This is a genomic window from Arthrobacter sp. MW3 TE3886 (assembly GCF_041262145.1).
Lineage (GTDB): Bacteria > Actinomycetota > Actinomycetes > Actinomycetales > Micrococcaceae > Arthrobacter.
Genome location: NZ_JBGCAN010000001.1, coordinates 572,405 through 585,502, shown reverse-complemented (window position 1 = coordinate 585,502; position 13,098 = coordinate 572,405). Strand labels below are relative to the sequence as shown.

Annotated in this window: 16 protein-coding genes and 3 tRNA genes; 2 read left to right on the top strand and 17 right to left on the bottom strand. The window is 66.9% G+C overall.

The genetic code is table 11. The features are described from left to right. Positions 1-3 precede the first annotated feature (3 nt). Positions 4-915, top strand: coding sequence for a hypothetical protein (locus ABH915_RS02790; RefSeq protein ID WP_370117528.1), 912 nt, complete (start codon positions 4-6; stop codon positions 913-915). 3 nt (positions 916-918) lie between these two features. Here the strand turns inward: ABH915_RS02790 and ABH915_RS02785 are convergent, their stop codons facing one another. The 15 genes from ABH915_RS02785 to ABH915_RS02715 all read right to left on the bottom strand — a co-directional run bounded on the left by ABH915_RS02785 (position 919) and on the right by ABH915_RS02715 (position 10,504). Next, on the bottom strand, positions 919-1,986 hold the full coding sequence (locus tag ABH915_RS02785) for a LacI family DNA-binding transcriptional regulator (protein ID WP_370117525.1): 1,068 nt from the start codon (positions 1,984-1,986) through the stop codon (positions 919-921). Positions 1,987-2,094: 108 nt separating this feature from the next. Beyond that, on the bottom strand, positions 2,095-2,349 hold the full coding sequence (locus ABH915_RS02780; protein ID WP_026539400.1) for a hypothetical protein: 255 nt from the start codon (positions 2,347-2,349) through the stop codon (positions 2,095-2,097). 10 nt (positions 2,350-2,359) lie between these two features. Further along, positions 2,360-3,259, bottom strand: coding sequence for a carbohydrate ABC transporter permease (locus ABH915_RS02775; RefSeq protein ID WP_018775975.1), 900 nt, complete (start codon positions 3,257-3,259; stop codon positions 2,360-2,362). After that, positions 3,256-4,293, bottom strand: a complete 1,038-nt coding sequence (locus tag ABH915_RS02770) for a carbohydrate ABC transporter permease (RefSeq protein ID WP_026266860.1) — start codon at positions 4,291-4,293, stop codon at positions 3,256-3,258. Before ABH915_RS02770 ends, ABH915_RS02775 begins: the two co-directional genes overlap by 4 nt. A 7-nt stretch (positions 4,294-4,300) precedes the next feature. Then, positions 4,301-5,584, bottom strand: a complete 1,284-nt coding sequence (locus tag ABH915_RS02765) for an ABC transporter substrate-binding protein (protein ID WP_018775977.1) — start codon at positions 5,582-5,584, stop codon at positions 4,301-4,303. A gap of 267 nt (positions 5,585-5,851) precedes the next feature. Then, a complete protein-coding gene (locus tag ABH915_RS02760) occupies positions 5,852-6,463 on the bottom strand; it encodes a hypothetical protein (protein ID WP_370117521.1) in 612 nt (203 codons plus the stop codon). Then, entirely contained in the window at positions 6,460-7,119 is a 660-nt protein-coding gene (locus tag ABH915_RS02755; protein WP_370117518.1) for a hypothetical protein, read from the bottom strand. The genes ABH915_RS02760 and ABH915_RS02755 overlap by 4 nt, the downstream gene beginning before the upstream one ends. After that, complete coding sequence (locus ABH915_RS02750; RefSeq protein ID WP_018775980.1) at positions 7,116-7,499, bottom strand: hypothetical protein; 384 nt, start codon at positions 7,497-7,499, stop codon at positions 7,116-7,118. Before ABH915_RS02750 ends, ABH915_RS02755 begins: the two co-directional genes overlap by 4 nt. Next, complete coding sequence (locus ABH915_RS02745; protein ID WP_026266861.1) at positions 7,496-7,687, bottom strand: hypothetical protein; 192 nt, start codon at positions 7,685-7,687, stop codon at positions 7,496-7,498. Before ABH915_RS02745 ends, ABH915_RS02750 begins: the two co-directional genes overlap by 4 nt. Next, positions 7,684-8,205 (bottom strand): Asp23/Gls24 family envelope stress response protein, encoded by a 522-nt coding sequence (locus tag ABH915_RS02740; RefSeq protein ID WP_018775982.1) that lies wholly within the window; start codon positions 8,203-8,205, stop codon positions 7,684-7,686. The genes ABH915_RS02745 and ABH915_RS02740 overlap by 4 nt, the downstream gene beginning before the upstream one ends. Before the next feature lie 196 nt (positions 8,206-8,401). After that, positions 8,402-8,860, bottom strand: a complete 459-nt coding sequence (locus ABH915_RS02735) for a hypothetical protein (protein WP_370117513.1) — start codon at positions 8,858-8,860, stop codon at positions 8,402-8,404. A 286-nt stretch (positions 8,861-9,146) separates the two neighbouring features. Continuing rightward, positions 9,147-9,851 (bottom strand): class I SAM-dependent methyltransferase, encoded by a 705-nt coding sequence (locus ABH915_RS02730; protein ID WP_370117510.1) that lies wholly within the window; start codon positions 9,849-9,851, stop codon positions 9,147-9,149. 277 nt (positions 9,852-10,128) lie between these two features. Continuing rightward, a tRNA-Phe gene (locus ABH915_RS02725) sits at positions 10,129-10,204 on the bottom strand. Between the two features lie 48 nt (positions 10,205-10,252). Beyond that, positions 10,253-10,326, bottom strand: a tRNA-Asp gene (locus ABH915_RS02720). Positions 10,327-10,431: 105 nt separating this feature from the next. Further along, a tRNA-Glu gene (locus ABH915_RS02715) sits at positions 10,432-10,504 on the bottom strand. 178 nt (positions 10,505-10,682) lie between these two features. On the opposite strand from ABH915_RS02715, the gene ABH915_RS02710 reads away from it, so the two are divergent. After that, positions 10,683-11,702, top strand: coding sequence for a PHP domain-containing protein (locus tag ABH915_RS02710; RefSeq protein ID WP_370117507.1), 1,020 nt, complete (start codon positions 10,683-10,685; stop codon positions 11,700-11,702). 56 nt (positions 11,703-11,758) lie between these two features. On the opposite strand, the gene ABH915_RS02705 is transcribed toward ABH915_RS02710, so the two are convergent. Together ABH915_RS02705 and ABH915_RS02700 are read right to left on the bottom strand one after the other, a co-directional pair. After that, entirely contained in the window at positions 11,759-12,304 is a 546-nt protein-coding gene (locus ABH915_RS02705; protein WP_370117504.1) for an isoprenylcysteine carboxylmethyltransferase family protein, read from the bottom strand. Positions 12,305-12,432: 128 nt separating this feature from the next. Continuing rightward, positions 12,433-13,035 carry a LysE/ArgO family amino acid transporter gene (locus ABH915_RS02700; RefSeq protein WP_370117502.1) on the bottom strand — a complete coding sequence of 201 codons (603 nt, stop codon included), beginning with the start codon at positions 13,033-13,035 and terminating at the stop codon, positions 12,433-12,435. Between the last annotated feature and the right edge of the window lie 63 nt (positions 13,036-13,098).

The following is a 13,098-nucleotide window of genomic DNA, read 5'->3' as shown; positions in this document are numbered from 1 at the left end:
CCAATGACGGGGAGCATCTACCACGGACAGGCCGGGCTGCCGTTCTCTTCCGCGCTCCGGATCTACGAGCCCCTCGAGGCGTTCCCCGAGCAGCAGCAGGAAACCCTGAGGGCCGCCGGCGCCGGCCAGGCGTCCCGCGCGGCTGTGGAGAACGCCGAGCTGCTGGCGTCCCTGGGCCGCATCACCCGGCCCGACGGGGACCCGTTTCCCACCGGCCGGACCGATCTGGTGCGCGTTGTCCCGGCTCCGGCCAGGCGGGCGTCGTCCGGCGCAGCGCACGAGGGCGCCGAGACCGGGACTGCCGCCGCCGCGCCGGCCGACCGGTTGCTGTACTGTCCCAGCCAGCTGGTCCTCCGCGCCGGGCTGGCGGCCAATGCGCTGATGGAAGGCATCCACGGGCCCCTGGCCCAGCTGCTGATCCCGGAAGAGCAGCGGGACAAGCACCAGGAACGCATTGATGAGGTGCGGGCCCACGATGGCCTGAGCCGGGTCCACACAAGGGCGTCCACGTGGGGCATTCCCTTCAGCTGGTTCTGCCTCTTCCAGGAATCGGATCCCACCGACGTCGTCGAAGCCGAGGGCCACATTGTCACGGTCCGCATCCGTACGGGCATCGGCAAGGCACTGGAACGGGTGAGCTACGCGGTGGCGCACCTGGCCCTCGCCGCGCCCGATCTGGACATGCTCGAGGACCTGACCCAGCTCACGGAATGGCTTGAACTCTTCCACCCGGATTCGGCTGTGGAACTCGATTACGGCGGGGTGGCGGACAAGGTCTATCCGGATGATTCGCCGCTGGATGTGCGCCTCGGCATCGAGTGCCTGGCGGAGGGGGACATGACCGGCGCCGCCGCGGCCTACCGCCGGCTGGCCTCGCGCTGGGTGCCGATCCGCCAGCTCGCCCGCGCGTCCTAGCCGCTAGCGGAGCCGCGCGGACTGGCGCAGCGGCGGCGCCGTCGTCGTCCGGACGATCAGCCGGTGCGGCGCCACCGCGGACTGCACGGAACCGGCGATGCCGTCGAGCTCGTCCAGCAGCATTTTGGTGCCAAGTTCGGCCTGCTGGTCCGGGCGCTGCCCGACCGTGGTCAGGCCCATGGCCTCGGCGAAGTCGTGGTCGTCGATGCCGATGACCGACAGGTCCTCCGGGACGCGCACACCGGCTTTGTTGGCCTCGAAGATGATGCCCATGGCCATCTCATCGGAGGCGCAGAAGATTGCGGTGGGCTTGGGACCGTCGGCGGCCCAGAGGCGGCGGAATGCCTCCTGCCCGCTGCGCACGGTGAAGTCCCCCCAGAGGTCCCATTCGGTCCGGACGGGCAGCCGCGCCTCGCCCATGATGTCGTGGAAGGCCTGGATCCGGACCCTGGGGACGTCGAAGTTGAGATCGGTTTCGTCGTCGCCGTGCAGGAGCGCGATGTCAGTGTGGCCCAGCCCGATCAGGTGGCGCACTGCGGTGGCGGCCGCGGCGTAGTCGTCGATGCCAATGTAGGGGCACTCCTCGACATGGCCTCCCACCACCACCAGCGGGATGTCGATTTTCTGCAGATGCTCGATTTCCTCGTGGGTGAGCGCCATGCAGAGGACCAGCAGGGCGTCGATCTGCTTGTAGACCATGGTCTTGCTGAAGAGCCGCTCACGGTGGCTGCCGTGCCCGCCGAGGTTGAAGAGCGACAGGTTGTACTGCCGGGAGTGCAGTTCCCGGTCGGCGCCCTCGATGGCCTTGGAGAAGAACCAGCGGCTGACGAACGGGGCCAGTACACCGATGGTCTTGGTCCGGCCCGTCGCCAGGCCGGACGCCGAGGACGACGCGACGTAGCCCAGGGATTCGGCAATGCCGAGGATCTTTTCCCGGGTCGCCGGGGAAACACGGGGCAGTCCGCGGACGGCCCGGGAGACGGTGGCAGTGGACACGCCCGCGGCGGCGGCTACATCCTCAATGCTGACGCCGGAGTGGCCGCCGCGCTGCGCCCTTTCTATCCGTGCCACCTGTGCCCCCTTGTAAACGGTCCGTGGAAGCCTGGCGGCTGCCCGCAGACCTGTTGCGTCCGCCTCCCCCGGCGGCTGAATAATCCTGTCCCTGGCGGCTGGCCCTTGCTAGGCGCGCCGGCTGGCCGTCCGGCGCGGCAACCGCCGGCGCAACCGGATCATCCCATAGAGGGCCAGCAGCATGGCGAGCAGACCCAGGGCCCAGCCGAGGGCGTCCTGGGCGGTCACTTCCATCCAGACGGTGACCACCAGCAGCACCACGGCCCAGAAGCCGAGGAACCCGATGATGATGTCGAAGTCCTCGCCGGAGCGCACCTTTCGACGCGTCGCCGGCACGTGGCCCTGGTTCTGCTCGTCAGTCATCATCCCTCAGTCACTTAACCGCGCCGGCCGTGAGGCCCGCGACAATCTTACGCTGGAACACCAGCACCAGAATGACCAAGGGAATGGTCACGATGGTGCCTGCAGCCATGATGGCGGTGTACGGAATCTGGTTCGGCTGCGCACCCGCGAAGCTTGCAATGGCCACTGTGACCGGCTGCGTTGCGTCGGACGAGAGCTGGCTGGCGATCAGGAATTCATTCCACGAGGAGATGAAGGCCAGGATGGCGGTCGTGAAGATGGCCGGGGCGGCCAGCGGCATGATGACCTTCCGGAACGCCTGTCCCTGCGTGCACCCGTCCACCCGCGCCGATTCCTCGAGCTCCCACGGCATCTCCCGGAAGAAGGACGTCATGGTGTAGACGGTCAGCGGCAGCACGAACGAGATGTTCGGGATGATCAGGGCCTGGTAGGTGCCCATCCAGCCGATGTTCGTGAAGAGCTGGAACAGCGGGGTGATGAGGGCGACGCCGGGGAACATGGAAGCCCCCAGGATGAAGCCCAGCACCAGGTACTTGAACTTGAAGTTCAAGCGGGCCAGGGCGTAGGCGGCAAACACGCCGATCACCAGCGACACCAGGGTGACGACGGTGCCGATGAACAGGCTGTTGAGCAGAGCCTGGCCGAAGTGGTTGCCGAAGGACGTGTCGAACGCCGTCTTGAAGTTGTCCAGCGTCACGTGGGTCGGCAGGATCGAGGTGTCGTAGGTGTAGCCGACGTCGCGGAACGCGGTCACCACCATCCAGTAGGCCGGAGCCAGGCACCAGAAGAGAATCACGGCCGCGCTGATGTACGTGCGGCTCTGGGCCCACTTCTCGCGGTTCTGCGCGGCCTTCCGCCCCCGGTCCTGCTCTGCGCGCAACTCGGTTGCGGCGCTCGTCGCGGCGGTCATTTCTTCCCCTTACCTGCGCCGGTCTGCTGTTCCACGACGTTCGCCCCGAGGAAGCGCACGAAGATGAAAGCCACCAGAAAGATGATGATGAACGTGATGGTGGACAAAGCCGCCGCCGCGTTGAAGCCCTGCCTGATCTGGTTGATCACCAGGATGGACAGCGTCGTGGTGTTGTTCGCTCCGCCCGTCAGGATGTACGGGAGGTCGAACATGCGCAGTGCATCCAGGGTGCGGAACAGGATGGCCACCATGAGCGCGGGCTTGACCAGCGGCAGGGTGATCATCCGGAACCGCTGCCAGGCGCTGGCGCCGTCGACCTTGGCCGCCTCATACACTTCAGCGGGAATCATCTGCAGGCCGGCAAGAATCAACAGCGCCATGAAGGGAGTGGTCTTCCAGACATCCGCGATGATCACGGCCCACCTGGCCGGCCATTCGCTGCCGGTCCACAGGACGGTGGTGTTGAAGAGCTTGTTGCCGATGCCTTCGAAGGCGAAGATGAACAGCCACAGCTTGGCCGTCACGGCGGTGGGGATGGCCCAGGGCACCAGGACAGCGGCGCGGACCAGGCTGCGGCCCTTGAAGGCACGCGCCATGATGACGGCCATCCAGAAGCCGAGCACAGTCTCAAGTGCCACCGTGACGATGGTGAAGAAGAATGTGGTTCCGGTGGCGGACCAGAACTGCGCGCCCAGGGTTCCCGGCGGGCAGTCAACGGTTCCGCCGGACGGTGCCGGGCATTGCTGGAAAATCCAGTTGTAGTAGTTCGAGAAGCCGGCCGGGCCACCCTCAACGAAGAGACCCGTGGCGGGGTCCAGACCGGCATCCTTCTGGAATGACATCACAATGGCGGTGATGATCGGGTACACGATCACGACCGACAATGCGAGGATGGTCGGCGCCAGCAGCCATGCTGCCCAGCGCCCCTGCGTCGCGATGCGGTTGTCCTCTCCAACACCCTTGGGTGCGTGGTGGATCGGAGCCCCGCCCGACGCCGGTGCCTTGACCGACGTCGGGCCTACTTCAGTTGCCATGATGGACCTACTGTCCCGCGCTAGCGGACTCGATGGACTTCTGCATGTCGGAGAGGGCCGCGTCTACGGTCTTCTCGCCCTTGATGGCCGAGTACGCGTTTTCCTGGATAGCCTTGGTGACGGCCGGGTAGAACGGGGTGACCGGGCGCGGCACGGCGTTCTCGATCGAGGTCTTCAGGACCGGCAGGTACGGCAGCTTGGCGACGAGTTCCTTGTCGTCGTAGAGCTTGCCGAGCACCGGTGCGAGCGAACCCTGCGTGGCGAAGAACTTCTGGGTCTCTTCGGTGGTGAGGAACTTCAGGAAGTCCACCGCGGTGGCCTTGTTCTTGGAGTAGACGCTGATCGCGGCGCTGTGGCCGCCGAGGGAGGAAGCGCCCGGACCGTCCTTGCCGGGGAGTGCGGTCATGCCCAGGACGTCCTTGACCTTCGAGGAGCCTTCGGTGGTGGCCAGGTTGTAGACGTAGGGCCAGTTGCGCAGGAACAGCAGCTTGCCGTCCTGGAACGCCTGGCGGCTTTCCTCTTCCTGGAACGTGATGGCTTCCTTGGGGATTGCGCCGTCTGCGTAGGCCTTGGTCAGGTTGGCCATGCCGGCCTTTGCTTCCGCGGTGAGCAGGTTGGGCTTGCCGTTCTCGTCCAGCACGGCTCCGCCGGCGGAGTTGATTGCCTCGGAGGCGTTGACGGTCAGTCCCTCGTACTTCTTGAACTGGCCCGAGTAGCAGCCGATGTTATTGGTCTTGGCGATGGAGCACATGCTCATCATCTCGTCCCAGGTCTTCGGGGGCGTGGGGACCAGGTCCTTGCGGTAGTACAGGATGCCGCCGTCGGATGATTCCGGTGCCGCGTACAGCGTGCCCTTGTAGGAAGCGGCATCAACGGTCGGCTTCAGCATGGCCGAGGTGTCCAGCGCCATCTTGTCCTTGAGCGGCTGCAGCCAGCCCTTGGCGGCGAACTCGGCGGTCCAGACGACGTCGACGCTCGCGACGTCGTAGCCGGCGTCCTTGGCCTGGAAGTGCTGGACGAGGTCGTCGTGCTGCTGGTCGGCCTGGTCCGTCTGCTCCTTGAAGGTGACCTTCTCGTTCGGGTGGGCGGCGTTCCACTTCTCGATCAGCGGGCGGACCACGTTGCTGTTGTCCTTGCCCTGAACGTAAGTGATGGGGCCGCGCCCGTCCAGGCCCTGCGAGGCGGCGTCGCTGCCGCTGGTAGTGCCGCCACCTCCTCCGCCACACGCCGAAAGAGTGATAGCCAAAATGCCTGCCGTGGCGACGGGAAGTAGGAAATTGCGGGTTTTCATACTGGAGTGCTCCTCGCTGAGTACCTGTGAAAAACGGCCGTAGTGTTGGCGTGCCGACCATCACAGTAATCAACAGGCAGCCCGGAATGCAAGCGTTTACATGAAACCTTTATGCAAAGGAGATTCCGGGGCCGGCCGTCCAGCCCGCGCGGCCATGCCGCCACCCCGGGCGTCATTCCAGACGATTCAGCCGCCATTCCGGGCGCTTTGGCCGCCGACCGGCCCCGTGGCGCCTACTGGGAAGGCTGCCTCAGCCTCACCGCCGGCTCAGCGGACCCGCTCGGACCGGCCGAACCGCGACCGTGCGCCGGATCCGATGTGGATCAGCACCGGGGTGCGTTTGCCGATCACCGCGTCGAGCGCCTCCACCAGGGCGGAAACTTCGGCGGCGAGCCGGTGCGGGGCAACGCCCTGGCGCGGTTCCACCCGGATCTTGAGGGCCGGCTCCCCGCTGATTTCGTAGGCGGCTACCGTGACGCCGGCCAGGTCGGGCCGGTCCGCGAGCGCCGCGCGGAGCGTCTGCTCCGCCACGCCGCCGCTGATTCCGACGTTGCCGGGCACCTCCCCCGGGTCCTCCTCTGCCACGAGCAGGCTGGTCCGGCCCTTACCCTGTTGGGCAATCCAGGCGATCATTAGGCCAAGCACCACCAGCAGCGCCAGGCAGATGGCGAGCCACAGCCAGCTCCCTTGGCGGCGCGGGAACTGCGTCCGTTCGAACAAATCGAGCCAGAAGCTCAGGACGCCGCCTGCCCACTCATGCCACCACACACCGACGATCGGGACGGTTGCAAGCAAAATCAGGAGGACGCCGATGGCGAGGAGGATGATGCCAAGGATGCCAATCAGTACGCGGTTCAGCACCCGGGGAGTGTTGTTCATGCCCCCACCACCCCTGCCGTGGATACCTGGATCCGCACTTCCGGCATCGGCCAGGGGCGCATTTCCTCGACTTCCCGGCGCACAGCCTCCAGGACGGCGTCCGGGCGCAGCGGCACACCGGAGGTCGGCCGGACGTTGACCGTGATCCGGTTCCGCGACACGACCACCATCACTTGTTCCTTGGCCACGTTGGCGGCCAGCCGGGCCCGGCGCGCCAGGGCAGCGGCGATCACCTCATCGTCCACCACGACGCCGGCCCGGCGGTCCGGGAGCAGGTGGCGTGCCCGCCGGCCGGGCAGCACGGCGTTGAGGAAGAAGAACAATCCGGCCATCGCGACCACGGCGCCCGTGACGCCCAGCAGGAGCGGCGGGATTCCCGCCGGGAGCGCGACCACCCGCTCGGCCGCGGTCTGCGGATCCACGAGCCACGGCGGCTGCCCGATCGCACGGACCCCGGTCTCAAGCAGCGCATAGCCGAACACGGCCATGACCAGGCAGGCCGCGATCACGGACACAACGGCGCGCGAGGTGTGCGTCTCCCGTTTCAAAATCCGGCCCATGCCCGCGGCGCCGGAACCCAGCGGCGCGCTCCCCGGCACCGCATCGGCGTCGTGCCCGCCGGAGCCCGTTCCGGTGTGTTGGATGTCCTGGCTCAATGTACCCGGCCTCCCCCGCGCACTGCGGCTCCGCTGATGCGGATGTCCACCCGGCTCAGCTGCGCCCCGGTCAGTTCCGTTACGCGGCGCAGGATCTGGGCCTTGGCGGCGACGGCACGTTCCCAGATGGAACCGCCGAATCCGGCGACGCGGCCGGGGTCCCGGACCACAGCGGTGAGGTTCGGGACCGCGACGGGCATGACAAGCGACAGCGCGAGCAGTCCGTCATCGTCCGACCAGTTGGCGCGCACGTCGTGCGCCGGGACACCGAGGGCCTCCCCCGCGGCCGCCCGGGCCACGCTCGTCAGGGCCTGGGTGCTGATGCGGTTGTGCCCGGCCATCGCGGCGCCGGCGATCGGCGCTTCAGCCGTGATGCTCATGAGGAGGAACGCCGGCCTGTGAGGGCGTCAAACACGCTGCGCAGGTCCAGCTTCCCCTCTGCGGCCCGGCCCAGGAGGGCGCCGATGGCCATGAAGAACAGGGCGCCGAGGAAACCCCAGACACCGAACTGGAAGGACATGAAAGCCACGAAGGCCCCCATGGCGATTCCCACTACCGTCAGACTCATTGGATAGCCTCCCTGACCGGCCGGGCCTCAGCGGACGCGGCCGGTTTGGCCGGGCCGGGCACATAAACGTCATTGATCTCGATATTTACCTCGATCACCTCGAGCCCCACGAGTTCCCCGACGGCGGCGTAGACGGCGGCGCGGACCTGGTCCGCGAGGGCCTGAAGGGGGGTGCCGTACACCGCAACAAGATCGATGTCCACGGCGACCTGCGTTTCGCCGACTTCCACGCGGACGCCCGCGGCGTGATCGGCGTTGCCGACGGCGTCGCGGATGGCCCCGAGGGCGCGTGAGGGTCCTGATCCCAACGAGTAGACGCCGGGTACCGATCGGGCGGCGATGCCCGCGACCTTGGCGACGGCGGTTTCCGCTATGACCGTGCGGCCGGTGCCGGCCGGTGCGGACAGACCGTCCGCGGGACTGGCCAGAGCACCAGCCACGGGCTGACCGGCCGCGAGGCCGGCAACGTGCTGACCGGCCGCGGGACCGGCGACGGGTTGAGAATTCTGGTATTCCATAACGCACTCCCCCTTCTCTTTGACACAACCCTAGTCCCTGCCTTGGGGCGCGTGGGGGAATCTTGCGGCGCCCGTTCCCACAGTCCATGCAGGTGGGGGCGGGAACGGGCGACCTGCTGCGGGGGCAGGGCCGGCCGTGTGTCAGCTGCGGGATGCCAGCCGGGAGCCGACGCGGGCGATGGCCTGGCCGAACGCCCTACTTGCAGTTGGTGGCGATCCAGGTCGTGACCGGCGCCATGGCGGCCTGGAGCTTTCCGCTGGAGAAGACCGTCTGGTCGGTGACGCCGGCAACGGCCACCTCCTTGAGGTTGGCGAAGTCGGCCTTGAGGCTGTCCGGGACGCGCTCGGCCGTCTCGGCCAGCTCCGTTTTGAACTGTTCCAGTTCCGCCGTCTTGCCCTGGGCGGCCGACAGCGGAAGGAGCGTGGCGCCGGTTGCCTGCTCCGAGATCTTGGAGCACGCCTCGGCGGCGCTGGTGAAGCCGCCGAACGGTCCCGAGGTCTTGCTGGGGCTCGGCGCAGCGGACGCGGAAGCAGTGGACGAGCCAGTGGCGGACGACGTCGCGCTGCCGGCCTGCGGGCCCGAACAGCCGGTGAGTGCCAGGGCGGCGAGGACGGCGGTTGCGGCGAGAGGGCGGGCAATATTCTTCGAAGTCACGTTGCAGAATCACTTTTCGGTTGAGATTGCGCCGCCCGCCCGGACCGGGCTGCCGGCGGCCTTGGTGTTCTTTCCCCAGCGTGCGAGTCTAGCCGGGCCAGCTGGACGGCCCCCAACCGGTCGCCGGAACCCGCCGCCGTCGTCCGCCCCGTCGATAGCTCCGCAACTGCCCTTTTGGCCCGTCAAAACGGCACTTGCGGAGCAGTCGATAGTGTTTACGGCTCTGCCAGTGGTTTCTGCGGGTATCAGCATCGCTACGAGAGGCAGGAACGGTCCCTGTTTAACCTCAGCCGGCTTCGAGGACGAAGAAGATGAAGGACAGGAACGCTGTCTTCTCGCCGTTGAGGATGCGCGGCGGAAGGAGTTCGTGCGGTGTGTCTGGAGATGGCGCTGGCTCGCTCACGGTGGCTACGCGGTATCCCGCCGACGTGAAGGCGTTGATCATCGCGTGAAGTGGCCGGTGCCAGAAGGTCAGGACCGCAGGCTCGCCAGCGAACTCGTAATCCTCCGAGTACTGCCGGATCGCGAAGTAGTCCTCGGTTGGTTGGGTGATCACGCTGACCGTGGGGTGGTTGACCGAGAGGATCAGGCGACCGCCGGGCTTCAGCACGCGCCGAAGTTCGGCAAGTGGTGCCGACCAGTCCTCCAGATAGTGCAGGACCAGGGACGAGACAACGTCGTCGAAGGAGCCATCGGCGAAAGGGAGAGGCCTGCTGAGGTCGGCCACGTACAGGTCCGCGGTCGCGCCCAAGCGCTGTCTTGCCAACTCGAGCATGGCAGGACTGGAATCGAAGCCGGTCATGATTGCGCCTCTCGCGCTCAGTGCCGCGGACAGGGGCCCGGAGCCGCACCCTGCGTCCAGGACCCGGTGGCCGTCAACGTCGCCGGCGAGGCCAATCATCGCCGGCCGCTCGTAGTAGGCGTTGAGGAGGCTGGACTCGTTCTCCGCCGAATAGCTCTCGGCGAACCTGTCATAGTGGTCGGCTTTCACGGATCCTCGCTCTCCGGAGAACGCTCATGGTCAGGACGGTCGGCCCGATCCTAACAACCTGGCCGCCGAATCCGCATCCATCCAGAAGCCGCAGACGAACCCTTCGAGAGCAGGGGCCAGTGGGTGATCCAAGGGGTGGGCCCCCGTCGATTGCTCCGTAACTGCCCTTTTGACCCGTCAGAACGGCAGTTACGGAGCAGTCGATGGAGTTAAGGCGGAGCAGCCGATGGCGTTAAAGAAGAAAAGCACCAGTTCTCAAAGAACTGATGCTTCCCAGTGGTGGCTCCGACCGGCGTCGATCCGGTGACCTTTCGATTTTCAGTCGAACGCTCTACCAACTGAGCTACAGAGCCTAGGTGACACGTCACCTTGAAGGCCGAAATTTCTTCCGGCAATCAGAGCGACCCTGACGGGACTTGAACCCGCGACCTCCGCCGTGACAGGGCGGCGCGCTAACCAACTGCGCTACAGGGCCTTGCTTGTTTACTGCTTGTTCTTGCTCTCTGCGGTATCGCTACCGCAAATTTTCAAGGCCTTTAGCCTACCAGACTTTTTCATCCGGTTTGACCAGTTCCTTGCGTACCCCCAACGGGATTCGAACCCGTGCCGCCGCCGTGAAAGGGCGGTGTCCTAGGCCGCTAGACGATGGGGGCCAGGACGCCATCCGGTGAAACATATCAGGGCAAAAATTAAGGGCCGAAGCCTGTCGTTTTTGTCCTTTCGGGTTCCTCCGAACTGGACTATAAAACTATAAGGGCAGACCCCCGGAATATCCAAAATCGCCTCCTCCGCAGGGGCAAGACCCGGGCAAAGTGGGTGCAAGATGGACTGATGGATGCCATCGATGCCCTCAATGAGATCGCGTTCTGGCTGGAACGCGAGCTGGCCCCCACCTTCAAGATTCAGGCGTTCCGAAAGGCAGCGGGGATTATCGGCGCCCTGGACCCGGACGAGGTCGCAGCGCGGGCACGCAACGGCAGGCTCAAGAGCATGAAGGGCATCGGGGACAGAACGTTCGAAGTCATCCGGCAGGCGGTCGACGGCGGCGTGCCCGACTACCTTGAGGGCTTGCGGCAACGCGGGCAGCAGCCTCTGGCGACCGGCGGCACCGAACTGCGCTCCGCCCTCCGCGGGGACCTGCACAGCCACAGCGACTGGTCCGACGGCGGGTCCCCGATCGGGCTCATGGCTGACGCCGCCCGGACGCTGGGCCGGGACTACCTCGCCCTGACGGACCACTCCCCCAGTCTCAAGATCGCCAACGGACTGAGCGCCGAACGGCTTCGGGAACAGCTGGACGTTGTAGCGGACATCAACGGGGACGGCGGGGTCTTCCGCCTCCTGGCCGGGATCGAGGTGGACATCCTGGAGGACGGCACCCTTGACCAGTCCCCGGAGATGCTGGACCGCTTGGACATCGTGGTGGCGAGCGTGCACTCGAAGCTCCGTTCCGACCGGCGCACCATGACCGAGAGGATGTTGGGCGCCATCAATGATCCGCACATGAACGTCCTCGGTCACTGCACCGGCCGGCTGCTGCAGGGGTCGAGGGGAACCCGGCCGCAGTCCGAGTTCGACGCGGGGCGCGTGTTCGCGGCGTGCGCCGAGAATAATGTGGCGGTCGAAATCAATTCCCGCCCCGAACGGCAGGATCCGCCTGACGAACTGATTCGGCTGGCCCTCGATGCCGGCTGCCTGTTCAGCATCGACAGTGACGCCCATGCGCCGGGCCAGCTGGATTTCCTGCAGTACGGTGCCGAGCGGGCGGCCTCGAACGGCGTGCCCGCCGAGCGGATCGTCACCACCTGGCCGCTGGATCGGCTGCTGGAATGGTCCGGAGGCGGCAAATAGCGGGCGGTCCAACTGCTTTGGGCCGGGCCCCGGGCCTCCCCCAGCCCGACGACGCCCTAGGCCCGGGACTGGTCCGGCCCCTCGGGCCGCCACGGCGTGGGCCTGGGCAGCCAGCGCGGGACGTTGCTGCGGTACTCCTCGTAGGCCGCACCGAACTTCCGGGTCAGCGCCGGTTCCTCGTACAGCCGGACGAAAGCCAGCACCGGGATGGCGCCGATGCCCAGGGCCAGGAAGAGCTTCGGCTGGCCGAGCAGGAGCCCCTGGCCTGCGACCGCCGCCGCAATGGATACGTACATCGGATTCCGCACGTACCGGTAAAGCCCGCCAACCACCAGTTGCCTGGGCGGGGCAAATGGCGCGGGGGTCCCGATGCCCTCGACGGCGAAATGCACAAAGGAGTTCGCGATGACGGCCGCGCCCGCGCCGATCATCAGGGCGCCGGCGACCTGCGCGGGCACCCCTCCGGGGACCGGGGACTCCACTTTCCAGCGGGTCAGCAGCCACGGAACCACGCCGGCGGCGGTTGCGGGGGCAACCGCGAAGGCGGCTGTGCCGATGGCTGCACGCCGCCGCTCGCGGGCGGAAGCTGGGGCTGCGGTCATACCAGCAATCGTGGCCCCGCCACGTTGAACGGGCAAGGGCCCGCCCGCCCCACGGGGGGTGGATCAGCTTGGGCTTTCCCCACACCTTGCGGCAGCGCGCGTTGGGAGGGTCGGTGGGCGGGCGCGTGTCAGGTCAGCAGCAGCACGGCAAGGGTGACCATCACGACGGCGATTCCGGCGTCGAGCACGCGCCAGGCCATCCGGCGCCGGAACAAGGACGTCAGGAACCGTGACCCCGCGCCGAGGGCGGTGAACCAGGCAATGCTTCCAAGGCCGGCCCCGGCGGCGAACCACCAGCGCCCGGCCTCGCCCTGGGCGGCAGCGAGGGACCCGAGCAGCAGCACCGTGTCCAGGTAGACGTGCGGGTTCAGCCAGGTGAAGGCCAGGCAGGTGCCAAGGACGGCGGCCCGGCCGGCGGCCGGCGTGCCGCCGGGATTCTCCATCTGCTCCCCGCGGACCGCACGCCGGGCCGCTAGCGCCCCGTAGGCGAGGAGGAACGCGGCCCCGGCCCACCGGATCACGATGAGGGCAGCGGGCGCCCGGTCCAGGAGGATGCCGATGCCCGCGACGCCCAGCAGAATCAGCACGAGGTCCGAGACCGCGCAGACGGCCACCACCATGACCACGTGCGAGCGCTGGATGCCCTGCCGGAGGACAAAAGCGTTCTGCGCGCCAATGGCAACGATGAGGGACAGTCCGGCGGAGAGACCGGAAAACAGGGAGAGGATCACCACTCCACGGTAGGCGCCCGCCAAAGATGAAACCAGTTAAAGATTCTGCTGATACGTAAGATG

Bases quoted from the DNA above. Each gene is read 5' to 3' on its own strand.
- ABH915_RS02790 (WP_370117528.1), top strand. From the start codon at position 4: ATGACGGGGAGCATCTACCACGGACAGGCCGGGCTGCCGTTCTCTTCC.
- ABH915_RS02780 (WP_026539400.1), bottom strand. From the start codon at position 2,349: ATGACTGACGAGCAGAACCAGGGCCACGTGCCGGCGACGCGTCGAAAG.
- ABH915_RS02775 (WP_018775975.1), bottom strand. From the start codon at position 3,259: ATGACCGCCGCGACGAGCGCCGCAACCGAGTTGCGCGCAGAGCAGGAC.
- ABH915_RS02770 (WP_026266860.1), bottom strand. From the start codon at position 4,293: ATGGCAACTGAAGTAGGCCCGACGTCGGTCAAGGCACCGGCGTCGGGC.
- ABH915_RS02765 (WP_018775977.1), bottom strand. From the start codon at position 5,584: ATGAAAACCCGCAATTTCCTACTTCCCGTCGCCACGGCAGGCATTTTG.
- ABH915_RS02760 (WP_370117521.1), bottom strand. From the start codon at position 6,463: ATGAACAACACTCCCCGGGTGCTGAACCGCGTACTGATTGGCATCCTT.
- ABH915_RS02750 (WP_018775980.1), bottom strand. From the start codon at position 7,499: ATGAGCATCACGGCTGAAGCGCCGATCGCCGGCGCCGCGATGGCCGGG.
- ABH915_RS02745 (WP_026266861.1), bottom strand. From the start codon at position 7,687: ATGAGTCTGACGGTAGTGGGAATCGCCATGGGGGCCTTCGTGGCTTTC.
- ABH915_RS02740 (WP_018775982.1), bottom strand. From the start codon at position 8,205: ATGGAATACCAGAATTCTCAACCCGTCGCCGGTCCCGCGGCCGGTCAG.
- ABH915_RS02710 (WP_370117507.1), top strand. From the start codon at position 10,683: ATGGATGCCATCGATGCCCTCAATGAGATCGCGTTCTGGCTGGAACGC.
- ABH915_RS02705 (WP_370117504.1), bottom strand. From the start codon at position 12,304: ATGACCGCAGCCCCAGCTTCCGCCCGCGAGCGGCGGCGTGCAGCCATC.